Below are 20,349 nucleotides of genomic sequence, written 5' to 3' on the forward strand. Positions count from 1 at the left end.
ATTTTTCCCCTCGATACCCGGAATTTTAGACAATGGCCATCGAACGTTACAATCCTCGCGACGCCGAGCCGCGCTGGCAGCAAAAATGGAACGAAGACAAGGTCTTCGTGACAGACAACAGCGATCCGCGTGAGAAATATTACGTTCTAGAGATGTTCCCCTATCCGTCGGGTCGCATCCACATGGGCCATGTCCGCAACTATGCCATGGGCGACGTCGTCGCCCGCTACAAGCGCGCCCGCGGTTTCAACGTCTTGCACCCGATGGGTTGGGACGCCTTCGGCATGCCGGCCGAAAACGCCGCCATGCAGAACAAGGTTCACCCGAAAGATTGGACCTACCAGAACATCGCCACCATGCGCGGTCAGCTGAAATCCATGGGCCTGTCCTTGGACTGGACCCGCGAATTCGCGACCTGCGACGTGGAATATTACCACCGCCAGCAGGCACTGTTCGTTGACTTCATGGAAAAGGGTCTGGTCTACCGCAAGCAGTCGAAGGTCAACTGGGACCCGGTCGACCATACCGTTCTGGCCAATGAGCAGGTCATCGACGGCCGCGGCTGGCGCTCCGGGGCGCTGGTCGAACAGCGCGAGCTGACGCAATGGTTCTTCCGCATCACCGATTTCAGCCAGGACCTGCTGGACGAGCTGGACACGCTGGATCAGTGGCCGGAAAAAGTGCGCCTGATGCAGAAGAACTGGATCGGCCGTTCCGAAGGCCTGTCGCTGCGCTGGCAGACTGTTGCTGACACGGCACCGGATGGCTTCTCTGACATCACGGTTTACACCACACGCCCCGACACGCTGTTCGGTGCCTCCTTCCTGGCCATTGCAGCCGACCACCCGCTGGCGAAAGAACTGTCGGAAAAAAATCCTGCGATCGCCGAATTCTGCGATGAATGCCGCCGCCATGGCACGTCTCTGGCCGCGCTGGAAACGGCTGAAAAGAAGGGCATCGATACCGGCGTCAAAGTCGTCCATCCGCTGGATCCGACCTGGGAACTGCCAGTCTATGTCGCCAACTTCGTGTTGATGGATTACGGTACCGGCGCGATCTTCGGTTGCCCTTCCGGCGACCAGCGCGACCTGGATTTCGCCCGCAAATACGGCCTGCCGGTCGTGGCGGTCGTCGCCCCTGAGGGCCCGGATGCGGAAAGCTTCACGGTCGATGACACCGCCTACACCGACGACGGCGTGATGATTAACTCCGGCTTCCTGAATGGCATGAAAACGACGGATGCCTTCGAGGCAGTCGTGCAGAAGCTGTCGGCGCAGACGCTGGACAACGCGCCTCAGGCCGAGCGCAAGGTCAATTTCCGTCTGCGCGACTGGGGCATTTCCCGCCAGCGTTACTGGGGCTGCCCGATCCCGGTCATTCATTGCGAAGTCTGCGGCGTCGTGCCGGTCCCGAAAAAGGACCTGCCCGTCAAGCTGCCCGACGATGTGACCTTCGACGTGCCCGGCAACCCGCTGGACCGGCATCCGACCTGGCGTCACGTCGCCTGCCCGCAATGCGGCCATGACGCGCGTCGTGAAACCGACACGATGGACACCTTCGTCGATTCCAGCTGGTATTACACGCGCTTCACGGCACCCTGGGAAGATGCACCGACCGATCCGAAGGTCGCCAATCATTGGCTGCCTGTGGATCAGTATATCGGCGGCATCGAGCACGCGATCCTGCACCTGCTCTATTCGCGCTTCTTCACCCGTGCGATGCGCGAAACAGGCCATGTCGATGTCAAGGAACCCTTCAAGGGCCTGTTCACCCAGGGCATGGTGGTTCATGAGACCTACAGCCGTGGTGAAGGCACTGCACGCGAATGGGTGCCACCTGCAGATCTGCGGATTGAGGAAACCGACGGCACACGCCGCGCCTTCCTGCTGTCATCCGGCGAAGAGGTGAAGATCGGCTCGATCGAGAAGATGTCGAAGTCGAAAAAGAACGTGGTCGATCCCGATGATATCATCGCATCGTACGGCGCCGATACCGCACGCTTTTTCGTCCTGTCGGACTCGCCGCCGGATCGTGATGTGATTTGGTCCGAATCGGGCGTCGAGGGCGCGAACCGCTTCGTACAACGCGTCTGGCGCATCATCGGTGAAGCTGCCGAGGAACTGAAATCCGTCAGGCCGAAGCCTGCAGCCGAGGGTGAAGGGCTGGCGGCCTCCAAGGCGGCCCACAAGACGCTGAAGGCTGTTCAGGAAGACCTGGACAAGCTCGCCTTCAACAAGGCCATTGCCCGCATCTATGAACTGGTCAACGCGCTCGCCGGTCCGCTTGCGGATGTCGCTGCGGGCGGCAAATCCGACGACGTCAAGGCTGCAGCGCGTGACGCCGTCGAAATCCTGATCCGCATCATCGCCCCCATGACGCCACATCTGGCGGAAGAATGCTGGGCGGCACTCGGCAATGAAGGTCTGGTGGCTGAGACGCCATGGCCGACCTTCGTGCCGTCGCTGGTCGAGGAAAACGACGTGGTCATGCCCGTGCAGGTCAATGGCAAGAAGCGCGGCGAATTGACAATCGCGCGCGATGCGGATCAAGATGCGGTCCGCGCGGCTGCCCTTGCTCTGGATGCCGTCAAATCTCTTCTTGCCGGCGGCGAGCCCAAGAAAGTCATCGTGGTTCCGCAGAGGATTGTGAACATTGTTGTCTGACGTTTTTTCGAGATGGAGCCGCGTCGCGGCAGCAATTTCCGTCGTGATGATGGCTGGTCTTCTGGCGGGCTGCCAGGTGCGCCCGCTCTATGGCGAGGCTTCCGGGACCAAGGAAAGGCTGGCGGCCGTCAGTGTATCTGATATCGGCGGCAGAGTTGGACAGGAAGTTCGCAACCAGCTAATCTTCCTTCTGGCTGGCGGCGCTGGGCAGCCGACGACGGCGCAATATAACGTCAAGGTTTCGGTCAGCTCGAGCGCTTCCTCGACAGAGGTGCAGAATTACGACCTAACCACACGGACGAACAACAATTACGACGGGCCGTATCCAGGCCGTGTCATCATGAGCGGCCAATACGTGCTGACGCGCATTTCCGACGGTCAGATCCTGCGCTCCGCACGCCGCAGCGTGACGGCGCAGGTGGATCTGCCACAGCAGGAATTCGCCAAGATCCGGGCGACCCGCGACGCCGAAAACCGTGCGGCGCGCGAACTTGCCGAAATCATCCGCACCGACATCGCCGCCACCCTCGGCCGCTGAGAGCGGCGGCCGTGGCGGAGATAAAGTCCCATGAATTCGAGCGCTTCGCCGAGAATCCGGCGGAGCGCTTTCGCGTTTTCGTACTCTACGGGCCGGATCGTGGTCTCGTATCAGAACGCGCAACCCTCATCGCCAAAAAGACGGGGATAGATCCCGACGACGCTTTTGCGTCGCTGAAACTGACTGCGTCCGATCTCCAGGGCGACCCGGGGCGTTTGCTGGATGAGGTGAACGCCATTGGTCTTTTCGGCGGCGAGAAACTTGTCTGGATCAAGGGCGCGTCAGCTGAAAAGGCGCTGGTGGATGCCCTCCAGATTCTGGCGGAAACGCCGCCGGAAGCGAGCTTTCTCATCATCGAAGCAGGCGACATCAAGAAGGGCACGGGGCTGCGCAAGATCGCGGAACCGGCTCGATCCATCGCAGCCATTCCCTGTTACGCGGACGATGCGCGCGCACTGAACGCGTTGATAGACCAGGAACTTTCGGGCGACAATTTGCGTATCGCGCCTGCCGCGCGGCAACGGCTTATCGAATCGTTGGGGGGCGACCGTATCGCTTCACGAAACGAAATTCGCAAGCTGGCACTTTATTGCCGCGGCGCAGAGGTAATCGAGGAAGACGATGTCCTGGCCATCATCGGTGATGCCAGTACGGTTTCAGCCGATGACGCCGTTGACGCCATCCTGAAGGGTGACAGAAACGCGTTTTTTCATGCCACTCAGAAGATCATTTCTTCCAAGACGCCGATCTTCCTCGTGCTTCAGGGGTGCCTCAAGCAATTCCAGCTGCTCGATCAGATGCGCGCCGAGATGGACGAGAAAAAGCAGCAGGCCGGTCAGGTCATGCAGACGCTTGGACGCCATATCCATTTTCGCCGGAAACCGGTCATCGAAAGAGCGCTACGCACATGGCAGCCAGCGGCGATCGCGCGCGAGATGAACCGACTGCAGGCGGCCATCCTGCAAAGCCGCCAGCGTCAAAGTCTGGAGGAAAGCGTGGCCCTACTGACACTATTATCCACCACGCTGCAATCCGGCCGCGGCGGATAAACAAAAGCCCTCGTGCAGACGAGGGCTTTTCAAATGTTAGTGCGAGACCGTCGCAAATCTGCGGTCAGTCGCCCTTGCCGGGCTCAGCAGAGAAATAAAGCTCCAGCTTGCCTTCGACACCATCCATTTCCTTGGCTTCCGGCATCGGGTCGCGCTTGATGGTGATGTTCGGCCAGATCGCGGCATATTCCGCATTGAGCTTCAGCCACTTGTCGAGACCCGGCTCCGTATCGGGTTTGATGGCCTCGGCAGGACATTCCGGTTCGCACACACCACAGTCGATGCATTCGTCGGGATTGATGGCGAGGAAATTTTCGCCCTCGTAAAAGCAGTCGACAGGGCAGACCTCAACGCAATCGGTATATTTGCAGCGGATGCAATTGTCGGTCACGACATATGTCATGATGAACTCCAGAATATGCAGGCCGGGTCTTTGGGCTTCGGAACACAAGCCGTCGCCCGGAATTCAGACAGGGCAATTTCGCAAGTGACGTAATGCCTTTGCTTGCAGATAGCAAGGATAAACAATTCTGAAAAACGGGGCTGACTTGGAGGTTTATTCTAATCTGTACTGCCGTCGCTGTCGGACAGAAACCTGTCGAGCGCTCTGCGCTCCTTTTTCGTCGGGCGTCCGCTGCCCGGCTGGCGCATTGCCTGCTCAAGGAGTGTCAGCCTGTCGGAAGGCTCCTTCGGCGGCGTCTGATCGTCATAGAGAAGTCTGGCTTCTTCATAGGGGCCGCGCCGCGTCCCGCCCGACTTCACCACCACGACCCTGTCCATCCGCTCGAAGCTTATTTCCAGCCTGTCGCCGGGCTTCACCGCATGACTGGGCTGGCGGACGACGACGCCATTGATCTTCACCTGTCCCGACTGAACGTAGCTCTGGGCGAGCGAACGGGATTTAGCCATGCGGGCAAAGAACAGCCACTTGTCCAGACGCTGGCGCGTGCTTTCCAGTGGCTGTTCGCTGTTTCCCATAGGCTTACTTCTTCAGCTGCTCCTTGAGGGCAGCGAGCTTTGCGAAAGGCGAATCCGGGTCCAGCGGCTTTTCCTTGCGCGGTGGCTTGGCCTCGAAACGCTGCTGGCCCTGCGGCTTTCCGCCACGGTCGCTGCGCTCCGGCCTGTCCTTGCGCTCGCCACGATCATGACGATCATTATTGCGGTTGTTGCCGCGATCGGGACGGCCGCCGTCACGCTTGCGCTCGCCCTCGCCGCCACGATTGGCTGCATCGCGATTTGCCCCGTCGCGATTGTCACGACGGCCTTCGCCGCGTCGCTCGCCTTGCTCGCGCGCTGTCTGCTCACGACCCTGGCCACGATTGCCGGGACGACGGTTTTCACCACGCTGGTTTTCATTGCGGCCACCCGGACGCCACAGAAGCACGGGCTTCGGCTCGGCGGCCTCACCACTTTCCGCCGGAGCCGCTTCATTTGCAGCAGCCTCTTCACCGGCGGCTTCCGCGACCGGCGCCTCGGTAACGTCGCCTTCCACAACAGCAACCGCTTCGGAGGCCTGCTCTTCGGAAGCCGGCTCGTCCTGCTCGGTCTCAGCGCTATCCTCTTCGCCCGCCGTCGTTTCCGGGGCAGCCGGCACAGTGGCGCCTGCCTGGCTGGCGAGGAAGGCCTGTGCCTCTTCCGCCGTCACCTGATCGGCACGGTAACCGAGGCCCTTGAGGATTTCTTCCATGTCATCGAGCGTTGCGCCGAGAATGGAAAGCATCGCGGTCGTCGTCGTGAAACGACGGCCATCATAAGCGCCTTCGGGGCGCGGCTGCTGGCCGGGCTTCCACTGCAGCAGCGGACGGATGAGATCGGCCAGACGCTCGAGAATGTCGATACGCACCGCGCGCTTTCCGAGGAAACGGAAACCGGCAAGCTTGTAGAACATGCGCTCGAAGCTGGCATCCGTAACGACCGAGGTGCGGCCTGCAGCCAGCACGGGAATGAGGTCGCCATAACCCGGTTTGCCAAGACCATCATTCTTCAAGGCCCAGAGCAGCGTCACAAGTTCTGCCGGAGCGGGCTTCAGGAGCGCAGGCAAAAAGACATGATAGGCGCCGAAACGCACGCCGTAACGCCGCATGGAAGCACGCGCGTCCTGATCCAGCGACTTCACGTCTTCCGCGACGTCACGACGGAACAGCACGCCGAGATTTTCAACCAGCTGGAAAGCGAGACCCTTTGCGAGACCCTGAAGGTCTTCCGCGCGGGAGATATCATCCAGCGGCTTCAGCACGGTTGCGATCTGGTGGTTGACGAAACGCTCGATCCGCGCGAGCGCGTGATCACGGGCATTACCGCTCAACTGCTCGTCGGCCAGCAGGATCACCCGCGGCTTCATGATATTGTCGCCGGCCGAAAGACGGGCAACCGGCTCGCCCAGCCAGCGAACCAGACCATCGGAGCTCAAAGCGAGATCGCCATTTCCACTGGCGTGCAGACGCGCGGCACGCGCCTCGTATTCGAGCGCGAGCGCCTTCTGCGCCGCAGCCTGCACGGCCTTCTGATCCGGCCCTTCCATTCCCGGCACCGGCGTGAACCGGAACCCGGCCAATTGGCCGACGTGATGACCTTCTACGAAGACATCACCATTTACACTGATTTCAGCTTCAAGCATCGCATTCTCTCTCAGGCGCCTCATGAGCACAGATGTCCTGCGATCAACAAAGCGTTTCGTCAACCTTTCATGTAGCGCATCGGACAATCGATCCTCGATTTCCCGAGTCTTTTCTTGCCAGTGTGTCGGATCGGCAAGCCATCCTGGGCGGTTCGATACATAAGTCCATGTTCTGATCTGCGCAATCCTCGCAGACAAGGTATCGATCTCTCCATCCGTGCGGTCGGCGCGACGCACCTGTTCGGCCATGAAATCCTCGTTCACCGTCCCGCGCTTGACGAGGTCGAAATAGAGCGTGGAGATCAGATCCGCATGCTGCGCCGGCGCGATACGGCGATAGTCCGGAAGCGCGCAGGCCTCCCAGAGCTTTTCCACCCGTGCATCGGTCGTCGTCACGTCGATGATTTCGGGATAACGGGACAGATACTCCAGCGCCTGCTGGTCGATGGCCGGCAGGGCGCGCGAAAGCCCCTGGATCGCCGGCGCAGCGTCAAGGCTCGCACGCAGATTGGCGATAGAGGAAAAATCGAAGTTTTTCGTCCGCCACTGCAACACCTTCACCGCATCGAACTGATGCGTCTCGATCCGCTCCACCAGTTCGTCATCGAACGGGTCGACACGGCCTGTCACCCCGAAGGTGCCGTCACGAAGATGGCGGCCGGCGCGGCCGGCGATCTGGCCGATTTCGCCCGGATTGAGATTGCGGAATTGATAACCGTCGAATTTTCGGTCCTGCGCGAAAGCGACGTGATCGACATCAAGGTTAAGGCCCATGCCGATAGCGTCCGTCGCGACCAGATATTCGACATCGCCGGACTGATAGAGACCCACCTGCGCATTGCGCGTGCGGGGCGAAAGCGCGCCTAGCACAACGGCCGCGCCGCCCCGCTGGCGGCGCACCAGTTCGGCAATGGCATAGACCTCATCGGCGGAAAAAGCGACAATCGCCGTGCGCTGCGGCAGGCGGGTTATCTTCTTCTGGCCGGCATAAAAAAGCTGCGACAGACGCGGTCGCTCCACCACGGTAATTCCCGGCAGCAGCTTTTCGAGGATCGGGCGCATCGTGCCCGCCCCCAGCAGCAGCGTTTCCTCCCGACCGCGCAGATGCAGAACCCGGTCGGTAAAGATATGCCCGCGTTCGAGATCGCCTGCCAGCTGCACCTCATCGATTGCAACGAAGGCGGCCGTCGTTTCGCGCGGCATGGCTTCCACTGTGCAAACGGAATACTTGGCTTTTGGGGGTGAGATTTTTTCTTCGCCGGTTATCAGCGCCACATTGGGCGCCCCCACCTTTTCGACCAGACGGGTATAGACCTCGCGCGCCAAAAGGCGCAGCGGCAGGCCGATGACACCGCTGCCATGCGCCACCATACGCTCAATCGCGTAATGGGTCTTGCCGGTGTTGGTGGGGCCGAGAACGGCCGTGACACCGCGGCCGCTCAGGATCATGGGGCGAAAATTCAACGTACTATCCGCGAATCGACTTCATCTGCTTGGCGTGCCACCCACATCAACGGTATGGGCCGCACGCACCACACATGGCAACGCCTACCGACAAAGGCAATAGGCCTCACCCGCAAAGTGCTACAAGGCGACCAGTCAACGAAATTTTCCATTTCGATTCAGATAGTTGAACAAGAAAAAAGAATCCGGCGAAAATGAAATCGATTCGGCTGCGGAACAGTCTGCGAACGAATCGAATACGAATCGCTGACTCCTCGTGATTCAGCTTTTGTTCTCCGCAATATCTGGTTGGCGAAGTCACGGCCTCTACCAGATTATGAATCCGGATAAGTCCTTGGCCGGATTCGGCATTACGGTAAAACCGCCGGTCGGAAAATCCGGGAATCGGCTGTCAAGCGCCAATCCCCGAAAAGCCGTTCCGAAGCCAGCACCACAAGCCGAGATCAGAGTGCCTCACCGGTGAGCAAACGCGGCGCATTTGCATCCGTGGTACCGGCGGCCTGGCCGATGAAATAGGATTTGAGACCCGGCAAACGATCCACCACGCCGAGACCGAAATCGCGCATGATGCGAATGGGACCGACATCATTGGAGAACAGCCGGTTCAGCACATCCGTGGTCACCCCCATCCGCAAGGTGTCGAACCGGCGCCAGGACTGATACCGCTCCAGAACATTGAGGGAGCCGATGTCGAGGCCGAGACGGTCAGCTTCAACCACGGTTTCGGCCAGAGCCGCCACATCCTTGAAACCCAGATTGAGGCCTTGACCCGAGATCGGGTGAATACCGTGGGCCGCATCACCGGCGAGCGCGAAACGCGACGCGACGAAGGACCGTGCCAAAGTGAGACCCAGCGGAAAGGCGCGCCGGGGACCGACAGGGCGGATCGTGCCGAGCTTGTGGCCGAACCGGCGCTCAAGCTCCTCCTCGAACACCAGGTCGTCGGCGGCCACAAGCCTGTCGGCATCGGCGGTGCGTTCGGTCCAGACAAGCGAAGACCGGTTTCCCTTCAACGGCAGAATGGCGAAGGGTCCGGATGGCAGGAAATGCTCCTCGGCGCAGCCTTCGTGCGGTCGCTCATGCTCAACGGTCGTCACGATGCCTGACTGATCGTAAGCCCAGTGCACCGTCTTGATGCCAGCCATATCCCGAAGAGCCGAGCGAACACCATCACAGGCAATCAGCAATCGCGCTTCGAGCGTCGATCCGTCGGAAAGGTGAATAGCCGTCGACTGCGGTCCTGCTGTAAAATCGGAAACACTGAGGCCGTGGCGGATTTCTATGCCCAGGCGTGCGCAAAGGCCCCGCAACGCGCCTACCAAAGCGACGTTTGGAACCATATGGGCAAAGGGCCGGCCCTCTTCCACCGCGCCGTCAAACGTCAGGAACACGGGACGTACCGGATCGGCGGTTTTCGAATCGGTAACGATCATCTTGTGGATCGGCTGGGCTTCCGGCTCGATCTCGTTCCAGATGCCGAAAACATCGAGCATGCGGGTAGCCGCTGCGATAATGGCGGACGCGCGAACATCCTTTGCCCAGACATCCTCAGGAGCGGCTTCAATTACCTGCACATTCAGATGCGGGGCCGCCTGCTTGATTGCCACAGCAACGGAAAGACCGACATATCCGCCGCCTGCCACCACAACGTCCAGCATCGCGCTTCTCCTCAAATCTTGTGCATGCATCATCGGCGCACTATAGACCATGTGACGTCTTCCTACAGCCGGAGCAGGCCGAAAAAATGTCGCATCCCTTGCAATCGTCAGACCCGATGGCAAATCTCATCGCCACGCTCGATCTTGAGAAGCTGGAAGAGAACCTTTACCGGGGCGAAAGCCCGCAGATCGGCTGGCAACGGGTTTTTGGTGGTCAGGTCATTGCACAGGCCCTGATCGCCGCGCAAAGAACCGTGGATGACGATCGCTTCGTGCATTCGTTGCACGCCTATTTCATGCGTCCCGGCGACCCGCTGGTGCCCATCGTCTACCAGGTCGAGCGTATCCGCGATGGCGCCAGTTTCTGCACCCGTCGCGTGGTCGCCATCCAGCACGGCAAAGCTATTTTTTCCATGTCGGCGTCGTTCCAGATATTCGAGGACGGTTTTACCCATCAGATCAGGATGCCTGATGTGACGCCGCCTGAAAAACTGATGAGCGAGGAACAGATGCAGGCGGCTTTCCTCGCAAAGGCGCCCGCTTCGATCCGAAACTACTGGAGCAACAAGCGGCCGATCGAGATCAGGCCGGTCTCGCTGACCCACTACATCTCAAAAGAAAAGCTGGAGCCGCAGCAGGATATCTGGGTCCGTGCCGTTGGAAGCGTACCTGACGATCCGCGCCTGCAATCCGCCATTCTCGCCTATCTCTCCGACATGACGCTGCTGGACACCTCGCTCTATGCCCATGGCACGACGATCTTCGATCCTTCGATCCAGGTGGCAAGCCTAGACCACGCCATGTGGTTTCATCGTCCCTGCCGGCTGGATGACTGGCTACTCTATACACAGGACAGCCCCAGCGCCTCGGGCGCGCGTGGTTTGACCCGTGGCAATATTTTCACCAGACAGGGTGAACTGGTCGCCTCCGTGGCGCAGGAAGGTTTGATCCGCAAAAGGGCAAATGATTAAATAAAGTGCGTTTTCTAAAAATCGCACATTTTATAGACGCAAAATTCGCCGACAAATGCCCCTTTTTCAGACGTCCGTCATATAAACATTACATTTCAATAAGTTAGTTACACACTCAAAACTGGCACGCCCTTTGAATGTATGTCCGCAGTCGCTGTTACTGATCTGCCAGCGGCAGGAGAGTCGGCTCCGTGCCGAGGACAAACAAAGGATGGGAAACCAGATGAAAATTGTGATGGCCATTATCAAGCCGTTCAAGCTGGATGAAGTGCGTGAAGCACTCACCGGCGTCGGCATCCAGGGCCTGACCGTGACCGAAGTAAAGGGTTACGGGCGCCAGAAGGGACATACCGAGATTTATCGCGGCACGGAATATGCGGTGAGCTTCCTTCCCAAGCTAAAGATCGAGATCGCTGTTCCATCCGACGTCGTGGACAAGGCCGTCGAAGCGATCGCATCTGCGGCAAAGACCGGGCAGATCGGCGACGGCAAGATCTTCGTTTACTCAATTGAACAGGCCGTGCGCATCCGTACCGGCGAAACCAACACAGAAGCGCTTTGAAGCACGGCTGACAGGGGAGTTTTCTAGCTATGCAACTCAACAAGTTTTTGACGCTCGGCAAGCTGGGCGCAACAGCGACGGCCCTGATGGCCCCGGCCATCGCCTTTGCCCAGGATGCAGCGCCGGCCGCAGCCGCAGCGCCTGTTCCGGAAAAGGCCGACACAGCCTTCATGTATGTCGCCACCATCCTCGTGCTCTTCATGATCCTTCCGGGCCTGGCGCTGTTTTACGGCGGTCTTGTCCGCACGAAGAACATGCTCTCCGTTCTCATGCAGTGCACGGTCATCACCGCCGTCATGATGCTCATCTGGGTCATCTACGGTTACTCTTTCGCCTTCGGCGGCGGCACCGGCCCTTATTTCGGCGGCTTCGGCAAGCTTTTCCTGTCGGGCGTTTCGCTTGACAGCACCTCGGCAACCTTCTCGCAGGGCGTCGTGATCTACGAATATACCTTCATCGCCTTCCAGATGACCTTTGCGGCCATCACCCCGGCGCTGATCATCGGTGCCTTCGCGGAACGCGTGAAGTTCTCCGCCGTCATCCTCTTCACCATCCTGTGGGCCACCTTCGTGTATTTCCCGGTCGCCCATATGGTCTGGGACGCAAACGGCCTGATCTTCGGCATGGGCGCTCTCGACTTCGCCGGCGGCACGGTCGTCCACATCAATGCCGGTATCGCAGGCCTGATCGGCGCGATCATGGTCGGCAAGCGCACCGGCTTCGGCAAGGACATGATGGCTCCTCACTCCATGACACTGACACTCGTCGGTGCAGCCATGCTGTGGTTCGGCTGGTTCGGCTTCAACGCCGGCTCCAACCTCGAAGCATCGGGTGGTGCGGTTCTCGCAACCATGAACACCTTCCTCGCAACCGCAGCCGCCATTGTTTCCTGGTCGCTGGTTGAAAGCTTCACCCGTGGCAAGGCATCCATGCTGGGCGCCGCGTCGGGCATGATCGCCGGCCTCGTTGCCGTCACACCTGCTGCAGGCTCGGTTGGCCCGATGGGTGCCATCGTTCTCGGCCTCATCGTCTCGCCGATCTGCTACTTCTTCGTCTCCGTGGTGAAGAACAAGTTCGGTTACGACGATACCGCTGACGTCTTCGGCGTTCACGGCATCGGCGGCATCATCGGCGCACTCGGCACCGGCATCTTCACCTCGCCGCTACTCGGCGGCACCGGCAAGCCCGAATTCTCCATCGCCTCGCAGCTCTGGACGCAGTTCGTGGCCGTCGCCATCACCATTGTCTGGTGCGCCATCGTCTCTGCAATCCTTTACAAGATCGTCGATGTGATCGTCGGGCTCCGCGTCCCGGTCGAAGCCGAGCGCGAAGGTCTGGACCTCGCCACCCACGGCGAAGCCGCTTACCACTCCTGATACCGGGAAAATGGGGTTCTCCATCCCCATTCCCAAAAGAAAGGCCCGTTTCGACGGGCCTTTTTCTTTGCCGCCAATCTGCCGTTGCGCAACCGCTTCAAAGCTGAAATCCGCTCAAACGCTCACCCTAAAACGCTCTGGCATCCTCAAAAAACCGCATGGTTAACACGACATTAACCAGCTGGCGGTTAGTTTTCCCTGTCAATCCGGGATCAGGCCGTGTGCCGGATCTCGCCGAAACCAAAAAATGACGGGTTCAGGGACATGGGCAGAATGCATTCTCCGACATTCGATGGTCGTCACACACGTTTTGTGCTGACGGCGTTTTTCGTGCGGCAGATTATGGCTCTGGCCGGTTTCGCTCTGCTTGCCACGATTGCACTCGGTATCGCCGCGCTCGCGACGTGGAATGTGGCGGATCCGAGCCTGTCCTATGCCACAGGAAACCAACCAACCAATCTCCTGGGCTACGGCGGCGCGATCTTCGCGGATATCGTTATGCAGTTCCTCGGGCTTTCGGCCATCATTTCCCTGCTGCCGGTCATTGCATGGGCGATCGCCCTGATCGCCGGCCGCAAGCTGCAGCGCATACCCGCCCGCCTCGTGGCCTGGATCGCGGGCGCGATCGTCTGCGCTGCGTCCCTCGGCTGCTTTCCGGCTCCCGTCACCTGGCCGCTGCCGAACGGTATCGGCGGCGTGATCGGCGACATGATCCTTCGTTTTCCCGCCCTATTCATCGGCGCTTATCCCACGGGCACCGTTGCGACGATACTTGGGGTAATATTCGCCGCGCCGGCTACCTGGCTCATGCTGTTTGCCGCCGGCATTGTCGGCGGTCTGGACGATGAACTGGAGCGTGAAGAACCCGGACCGGCCGTCAGCAAGGCCCGCGCCGTCCGCGAGGCGGAAGAGGACGACGAGGATGATGGCGAGGGTTTCTTCGCCAATATTCTCGCCTTCGGCGCACTGACGCACTACTGGTACATCACCCAGGCCCGTTTTCGTCGCCTGTTCGGCCTGAAGTCGAAATCGCTGCATGACGAATTCGAACATCCCTATGATTTCAACGAGTATGAATTCGGCACGCTAAACGAGCCGTCGCGCCTCAAGACGGCGATCAACCGTCTCGACCAGCGCGCGGAACCCTCTTTCGAAGAACGAACTGCATCGCGTCGCCAGATGTCTCCTCCCTCCATCGCGCCCAGTCATGAAGACGATGGGGACGGCGAGCCGTCCTTCGGTACTGACGAGGCCCGCCTGCCAAGTGGCATCCTTTCCGATGACGACATCGACCAGAAATTCACTGCCCGACAGGCGCCGGGACGCGGACAGACGAAAATAACCGCTCCTTCGGCACGCCCGAAGCCCAGTGAGCGTGTGGCACGCGAAGCACAGGCCTCTTTCATCGCCGCAGACGGTTTCCAGCTTCCTACCGTTCATCTTCTGGCGGAGCCCAAGAACATTGTTCGCGACAATACGCTAAGCGAAGAGGTGCTCGAGCAGAACGCCCGTCTTCTCGAGGGGGTTCTTGAAGACTTCGGCGTCAAGGGTGAAATCATTCATGTCCGCCCCGGCCCGGTCGTCACACTTTACGAGCTGGAACCGGCCCCCGGCATCAAATCGTCGCGTGTCATCGGCCTCGCGGATGATATCGCCCGCTCCATGAGCGCGATCGCCGCCCGCGTGGCCGTTGTTCCCGGCCGCAATGCCATCGGCATCGAACTGCCGAACCAGACCCGCGAAACCGTGTTCCTGCGCGAACTGATCGGCAGCCGCGATTTCGAAAACAGCAAAGCCAAGCTTGCCATGGCGCTCGGCAAGACCATCGGCGGCGAACCCGTCATCGCCGATCTCGCCAAGATGCCGCACCTGCTCGTTGCAGGCACCACCGGTTCGGGCAAGTCCGTTGCCATCAACACCATGATCCTGTCGCTGCTTTACCGCATGTCACCGGAACAGTGCCGCCTGATCATGATCGACCCGAAAATGCTGGAACTGTCGATCTATGACGGCATTCCGCACCTGCTTTCTCCCGTCGTCACGGATCCGAAAAAGGCGGTCGTCGCGCTCAAATGGACGGTGCGCGAGATGGAGGAACGCTACAAGAAGATGTCCAAGATCGGCGTGCGCAATATCGACGGCTTCAACAGCCGCGTGCAGCAGGCGCTCGACAAGGGCGAAATCCTCACCCGCACGGTGCAGACCGGTTTCGACCGCCAGACCGGCGAGGCAATCTACGAAACGGAAGAGTTCGATCTGAAGCCCCTGCCCTATATCGTCGTCATCATCGACGAGATGGCCGACCTGATGATGGTGGCCGGCAAGGATATCGAAGGCGCGGTGCAGCGTTTGGCGCAGATGGCGCGTGCTGCCGGCATCCATGTCATCATGGCCACCCAGCGTCCTTCGGTCGACGTCATCACCGGCACGATCAAGGCCAACTTCCCGACACGCATCTCATTCCAGGTCACCTCGAAGATCGACAGCCGCACGATCCTTGGAGAGCAGGGCGCCGAACAGCTGCTCGGCATGGGTGATATGCTTTACATGGCGGGCGGCGGACGCATCCAGCGTGTGCACGGGCCCTTCGTTTCCGACAATGAAGTGGAAGAGATCGTTTCCTATCTGAAGACACAAGGGTCGCCTGAGTATCTCGAAGAGATTACCGAAGAAGAAGACGAGGACGGCGCTGGCGCAAGCCCGGCCGGCGGCGCCAGCTTCTCGGATTCCGAGGACCCCTACGATCAGGCCGTGGCCGTCGTACTTCGCGATGGCAAAGCCTCCACCTCCTATGTGCAGCGTCGTCTCGGCATCGGTTACAACCGCGCGGCATCGCTGATCGAACGCATGGAGCAGGAAGGCATTATCGGCCCCGCCAACCACGCCGGAAAACGCGAAATCCTCGTTCCCACGGAAGCAGATATCATCGAGCGATAATCCGCAACCAAGCGGCGTCGAGAAGCGTTATTACACGCTTTCACGTCATGAAGCCGCCGCGTTTTTCGCGGACAATCGCTGCGATGAAGGAGAACAGAATGAACGACCTGACCACCGGCGAAACGGCCAATGCAAGCGCAGCGCAAAATGGCGTGACGCGGCGTGGGGTGCTGACGGCATTTTCCATGGCTGCCGTGATCGCTGGCATCTCGCCGCTCGACGCCTTTGCCCAGGCAGCCGGCAATACCGCAACGGCACAGAAGATCGCGAACCACTTTTCGTCGGTCAAAACCATGATGGGTGAATTCGTGCAGTTCGGCCCGCGCGGGGAACAGACCGGCGGCAAGTTCTACATCGAACGGCCAGGCAAGCTCCGCTTCAATTATGAAGACCCCTCGCCGATGCGCGTCATCTCCGATGGCAAGAATGTCGTCATCGGCAATATGAAGCTGAAGACATGGGATCTTTATCCACTGTCGAAGACTCCGCTCAGCCTGCTTCTCTCCGACAAGATCGATCTCAGCAACCAGAAGGTCCGGGATGTGAAGGAAGAATCTGACCTGACCACCATCGTCCTCGGTGACAAGAGCGTGTTCGGTGATTCCACCATCACGCTGATGTTCGACCCGAAGACGTTCGATCTGCGGCAATGGACCACGACGGACGCCCAGAACAAGGACACGACCGTCATGATCTTCAACGTTCAGACCGGCGTGAACCTCGATGAACGCGTCTTCAACATCAATTATGAAGAAGTACGCAAGCGCGGCTGACGCTCCCTGTCGATGTATGCTGTGTGAAGGCGGCTCTCAGGCCGCCTTTTTCATTTTGCCGCTAAAATACATTCCCGTTTTCGTCACGATGTTATAAGCCTGCGCCCCGGAAACAGCCTTGAGGCCTTGCTTCGAGGCGATAAAAGCGGAGCTCATTTATGTCGTTTTCGATAACCACCTGGAACATCAACTCGGTCAGGCTCAGAATGCCGATCGTCGAGCAGTTTCTGGTGCGTTACAAACCCGACATTCTCTGCCTGCAGGAAACCAAATGCCCGAATGGCGAGTTTCCGATGAAGCCGTTGAAGGCGCTGGGTTACGAGCACGTGATCATTCACGGCCAGAAGGGCTATCATGGTGTCGCCATTGCCTCGAAAATCCCGCTGACGGAAGATCATCGGCAGGATTACTGCGGAATTGGCGACGCGCGCCATATTTCCGCGATTGTCCAGGTGGGATCGCGCCGCATCCGGCTCCATAATTTTTATGTTCCGGCAGGCGGCGACGAACCTGATCGCTCAATCAATCCGAAATTCGGCCACAAGCTGGATTTCATTGAGGAAATGAAGGCATTGCGTGCCGATGGCGTGCCGGGCACCTCTTCCATACTCGTCGGCGACCTCAATATAGCGCCGCTCGAAAACGATGTCTGGTCGCACAAGCAGCTTCTCAAGATCGTCAGCCACACGCCGGTGGAAACCGAGGGTATGCTGGACATCATGAAGAAGGGCAACTGGCTTGATCTGATGCGGCTGAATGTGCCGGCGACGGAAAAAATCTATACGTGGTGGAGTTACCGCGCCAAGGACTGGGAAGCGGCTGATCGCGGCCGCCGCCTCGATCACATCTGGTCGTCTCAGGATCTCGGCCCGTCGCTTGACAGGATCGAGATATTGCGGGAAGCCCGCGGCTGGAACCGACCATCGGATCACGTTCCAGTCACCGCCCATTTCCGGTTTTGAACCAATGCCGAACGCGGTGATCTGGCGCGCGGTCACATGAAGCGGTTCTGCAAACGGGCCGCACCGGCGGCCAGAGACGCGATATTGTCGCGAATGCGCGCCGAAACGATGTCGGCGACCTCAGGAAACTCTTCCACCAGACGGTGAAAGAGAATGCGCGTTATCCGGATGACTTCGGAATCCTCCGCAGCCACGGCAGTAAATTTTCTTTCGCAAAGGGTAAAAAGCGCAAGTTCCGAAAGCAGGGCGCCCTTTCCGGGCGTAGCCTGCAGCACGGGCTTGCCGTCCCGTCCGGCTGAAAAAAGCTCGAAATGACCCGACGTCACGGCAAAGGCGCATTCGGCAGGGGAGTGTTCGCGAAACAAGGTCTGTCCCGCCGCGACACGCCGGCGCTCTGCGCCGAAGGCGATGAGCCGCAGCTGATCATCACTGAAGCCCGCAAACAACGGCACTTGCCCCAGCAGCATGATATCGTCGGTCAAGGCCATGTCGATTGTTACTCCGGAAAACCGCCTGCGTTGCTATAGCGGTTTTCCAATATCGGCCTTCAAAACACAAGGTGCTAGAGCAATGCTCAACAACTCGGGGGGACCCCCCGGGGGTCTATCAGGGGACGATCTTGTAGCCGCCGTTCTCGGTTACGAGAATCTCGGCATTGGAAGGATCCCGCTCGATCTTCTGACGCAGGCGATAAACGTGCGTTTCGAGCGTGTGGGTCGTGACCCCGGAATTGTAACCCCAGACCTCTTCCAGCAGGACGTCGCGCGTCACGACCGTGCTGCCTGCCCGGTAGAGATAACGAATGATCGCGGCCTCTTTTTCCGTCAGCCGGATTTTCTTGCCGTCTTCGGTCGTCAGGAGCTTCTGGCTGGGCTTGAACTGATAAGGACCAACGGTGAAGACCGCATCCTCGCTCTGTTCATATTGACGCAACTGGGCCCGGATGCGGGCGAGAAGCACGGCGAAGCGGAAAGGCTTTGTCACGTAGTCATTGGCGCCAGCCTCAAGGCCAAGGATCGTGTCCGAATCCGTATCGTGACCCGTGAGCATGATGATGGGCGCCTTGAAGCCGCCCTTGCGTAAAAGCTTCACAGCTTCGCGGCCATCCATGTCGGGAAGGCCGACATCCATGATGAGTAGATCGACCTGCGAAGTTTTGGCGGTCTGCATCGCCTGTGCGGCGTTTGCGCCGCTCAACAGCGAGAATTCCTCATAGGGAGACAATTGCTCGGTCAGCGTCTCCCGAAGATCGTCGTCATCGTCCACGAGAAGGATAGTGCGAGCCGTCATTCGGATTCTCAGCCTTTCTTACTTTAATCGTCAGCCAATTCAGCGGTTTGCCGGTAAAAGGTCAACCCATTGCCATCACATGATGAAGTGCTATGACTTCACGTTAAATAACCTGCAAAGCAAAATCTCGTGAAAAACATGAGCAAACGTCCCGTAGAACAACGTAAACGCGCATCAACGCTCATGGTTCGGCCAGCTCCTTTGAAAATCAACCGGGCCATCGTTCAGCTCGGCCATCTCACATTTCCGGCTGCCATCGGGCGCAATGGCCGTACTGCACGAAAACGAGAAGGTGACGGAAAGTCGCCGATTTCCTTGACCCGCCTGCTGCATGGCTTTTATCGCGGCGACCGCATGTCCGCCATCACGACTGCCCTGCCGATGCAACGTACGCGGAAATCGATGCTGTGGTGTGATGAGCCCGGCAACCCCAATTACAATAGGCTGGTCAAGGCACCTTTCGCGCCGAGCCACGAGGACATGATGCGCACAGATGGCCTTTACGATGTCTGTCTCGTGCTGGACTGGAACGTCACCTCAAGAAGCCGCAACCGCGGCTCGGCAATCTTCATGCATATTATTCGGCCGGGATATGAACCAACAGCAGGTTGCGTAGCACTGCATCCCCGCGACATGCGGCGCGTCCTGCCGCATCTGCGCAAAGGCACGAAAATCCGCATCTTGTGAATTAAGCCGGCACTTGGACAACAAAAAACCCGCCATAAAGGCGGGTTTTTTTAGAAGGAAGAGGCCGGCGATTACGCGGCTTCGTCCTGAGAATCGTCTTCCTCGACAGCCTTGCCGCGCTTGGGGCCCTTGGCAAGGTTGACTTCCACCAGGCGAACAGCCTCGGTTTCGGACATCTTGTTGACAGCGGCGATTTCGCGCGCCATGCGGTCGAGAGCGGCTTCGTAAAGCTGGCGCTCGGAATAGGACTGCTCAGGCTGGTTTTCCGCGCGGTAAAGATCGCGAACGACTTCCGCGATCGCGATGAGATCGCCGGAGTTGATCTTCGCATCATATTCCTGCGCACGGCGCGACCACATGGTACGCTTCACACGTGCCTTGCCCTGCACCACTTTCAGCGCCCGCTCGACAAAATCGCCTTCGGAAAGCTTGCGCATGCCGATGCTGACGGCTTTGGCGACGGGAACTTTAAGACGCATCTTGTCTTTTTCGAAATCAATGACAAAAAGCTCAAGCTTCATGCCGGCGACTTCTTGTTCCTCGATGGCAGAAATGGTACCGACACCATGAGCGGGATACACAATCGCTTCACCGGTTTTAAAGCCGTGATGTGCTGGAGATTTCTTCTGCTGGGTCGTCATTCGTTCTAAAAACTCCCTGTTACATACCCGGGGATGCCGGGGTTGGGTCGGTCAGGCCCTGATGAGACGGGGGAACCGTCAGGTGATTCCGCACTGGTCCAGCCGTGCACGCAAAAATACACCTTCCCGCCTCGCGGGGTTCGATAACGTAAACGCTCGAT

17 protein-coding genes are annotated in these 20,349 nt (G+C 59.1%); 10 read left to right on the forward strand and 7 right to left on the reverse strand.

Going from position 1 to position 20,349, the window contains the following annotated elements; all coding sequences use genetic code 11:
* Positions 1–32 precede the first annotated feature (32 nt).
* The 3 genes from leuS to holA are packed head-to-tail and all read left to right on the forward strand — an operon-like array spanning position 33 to position 4,250.
* Positions 33–2,663, forward strand: coding sequence for a leucine--tRNA ligase (gene leuS / locus DOU54_RS09125; protein ID WP_113382004.1), 2,631 nt, complete (start codon positions 33–35; stop codon positions 2,661–2,663).
* A complete protein-coding gene (lptE, locus tag DOU54_RS09130; protein WP_006698300.1) occupies positions 2,656–3,201 on the forward strand; it encodes an LPS assembly lipoprotein LptE in 546 nt (181 codons plus the stop codon). Before leuS ends, lptE begins: the two co-directional genes overlap by 8 nt.
* A gap of 11 nt (positions 3,202–3,212) precedes the next feature.
* Positions 3,213–4,250: a DNA polymerase III subunit delta gene (holA, locus tag DOU54_RS09135; protein ID WP_112553110.1), complete on the forward strand. Its 1,038-nt coding sequence runs from the start codon at positions 3,213–3,215 to the stop codon at positions 4,248–4,250.
* A 64-nt stretch (positions 4,251–4,314) separates the two neighbouring features.
* Here holA and fdxA read toward each other — a convergent pair whose 3' ends face one another.
* The 4 genes from fdxA to DOU54_RS09160 form a co-directional block, all read right to left on the reverse strand.
* Positions 4,315–4,653: a ferredoxin FdxA gene (gene fdxA / locus DOU54_RS09140; RefSeq protein ID WP_004444038.1), complete on the reverse strand. Its 339-nt coding sequence runs from the start codon at positions 4,651–4,653 to the stop codon at positions 4,315–4,317.
* Between the two features lie 158 nt (positions 4,654–4,811).
* The gene (locus DOU54_RS09145; protein WP_004444041.1) at positions 4,812–5,228 is read right to left on the reverse strand and encodes an RNA-binding S4 domain-containing protein; all 417 of its coding nucleotides are present in this window, start codon (positions 5,226–5,228) and stop codon (positions 4,812–4,814) included.
* 4 nt (positions 5,229–5,232) lie between these two features.
* Positions 5,233–8,316, reverse strand: coding sequence for a helicase-related protein (locus DOU54_RS09150; protein WP_004444043.1), 3,084 nt, complete (start codon positions 8,314–8,316; stop codon positions 5,233–5,235).
* Positions 8,317–8,774: 458 nt separating this feature from the next.
* Positions 8,775–10,112: a ubiquinone biosynthesis hydroxylase gene (locus DOU54_RS09160; protein WP_373968923.1), complete on the reverse strand. Its 1,338-nt coding sequence runs from the start codon at positions 10,110–10,112 to the stop codon at positions 8,775–8,777.
* Between DOU54_RS09160 and tesB the strand changes: the two genes are divergently transcribed.
* From tesB to DOU54_RS09190, 6 genes are all read left to right on the forward strand, one after another.
* Complete coding sequence (tesB, locus tag DOU54_RS09165; RefSeq protein WP_004444049.1) at positions 10,076–10,960, forward strand: acyl-CoA thioesterase II; 885 nt, start codon at positions 10,076–10,078, stop codon at positions 10,958–10,960. The two genes, DOU54_RS09160 and tesB, sit on opposite strands and share 37 nt — an antisense overlap.
* A gap of 211 nt (positions 10,961–11,171) precedes the next feature.
* On the forward strand, positions 11,172–11,522 hold the full coding sequence (locus DOU54_RS09170; protein WP_004444057.1) for a P-II family nitrogen regulator: 351 nt from the start codon (positions 11,172–11,174) through the stop codon (positions 11,520–11,522).
* A 29-nt stretch (positions 11,523–11,551) separates the two neighbouring features.
* The gene (locus tag DOU54_RS09175) at positions 11,552–12,898 is read left to right on the forward strand and encodes an ammonium transporter (protein WP_004444059.1); all 1,347 of its coding nucleotides are present in this window, start codon (positions 11,552–11,554) and stop codon (positions 12,896–12,898) included.
* Positions 12,899–13,171: 273 nt separating this feature from the next.
* Complete coding sequence (locus DOU54_RS09180; protein WP_004444062.1) at positions 13,172–15,835, forward strand: DNA translocase FtsK; 2,664 nt, start codon at positions 13,172–13,174, stop codon at positions 15,833–15,835.
* Between the two features lie 47 nt (positions 15,836–15,882).
* Positions 15,883–16,608: a LolA family protein gene (locus DOU54_RS09185; protein WP_006698306.1), complete on the forward strand. Its 726-nt coding sequence runs from the start codon at positions 15,883–15,885 to the stop codon at positions 16,606–16,608.
* Positions 16,609–16,766: 158 nt separating this feature from the next.
* Positions 16,767–17,570, forward strand: coding sequence for an exodeoxyribonuclease III (locus tag DOU54_RS09190; RefSeq protein ID WP_004444069.1), 804 nt, complete (start codon positions 16,767–16,769; stop codon positions 17,568–17,570).
* A 32-nt stretch (positions 17,571–17,602) separates the two neighbouring features.
* Here the strand turns inward: DOU54_RS09190 and DOU54_RS09195 are convergent, their stop codons facing one another.
* The gene (locus tag DOU54_RS09195) at positions 17,603–18,058 is read right to left on the reverse strand and encodes a cyclic nucleotide-binding domain-containing protein (RefSeq protein WP_004444071.1); all 456 of its coding nucleotides are present in this window, start codon (positions 18,056–18,058) and stop codon (positions 17,603–17,605) included.
* Positions 18,059–18,176: 118 nt separating this feature from the next.
* The gene (locus tag DOU54_RS09200) at positions 18,177–18,860 is read right to left on the reverse strand and encodes a response regulator transcription factor (protein ID WP_004444073.1); all 684 of its coding nucleotides are present in this window, start codon (positions 18,858–18,860) and stop codon (positions 18,177–18,179) included.
* A 183-nt stretch (positions 18,861–19,043) separates the two neighbouring features.
* Here DOU54_RS09200 and DOU54_RS09205 point away from each other — a divergent pair, with 183 nt between their 5' ends.
* Complete coding sequence (locus tag DOU54_RS09205; RefSeq protein WP_113382084.1) at positions 19,044–19,547, forward strand: L,D-transpeptidase family protein; 504 nt, start codon at positions 19,044–19,046, stop codon at positions 19,545–19,547.
* Positions 19,548–19,618: 71 nt separating this feature from the next.
* Here the strand turns inward: DOU54_RS09205 and DOU54_RS09210 are convergent, their stop codons facing one another.
* On the reverse strand, positions 19,619–20,188 hold the full coding sequence (locus tag DOU54_RS09210; RefSeq protein ID WP_004444078.1) for a CarD family transcriptional regulator: 570 nt from the start codon (positions 20,186–20,188) through the stop codon (positions 19,619–19,621).
* Between the last annotated feature and the right edge of the window lie 161 nt (positions 20,189–20,349).

The sequence above is a fragment of the Agrobacterium sp. MS2 genome, from assembly GCF_003261015.1.
Classification (GTDB): domain Bacteria; phylum Pseudomonadota; class Alphaproteobacteria; order Rhizobiales; family Rhizobiaceae; genus Agrobacterium; species Agrobacterium pusense.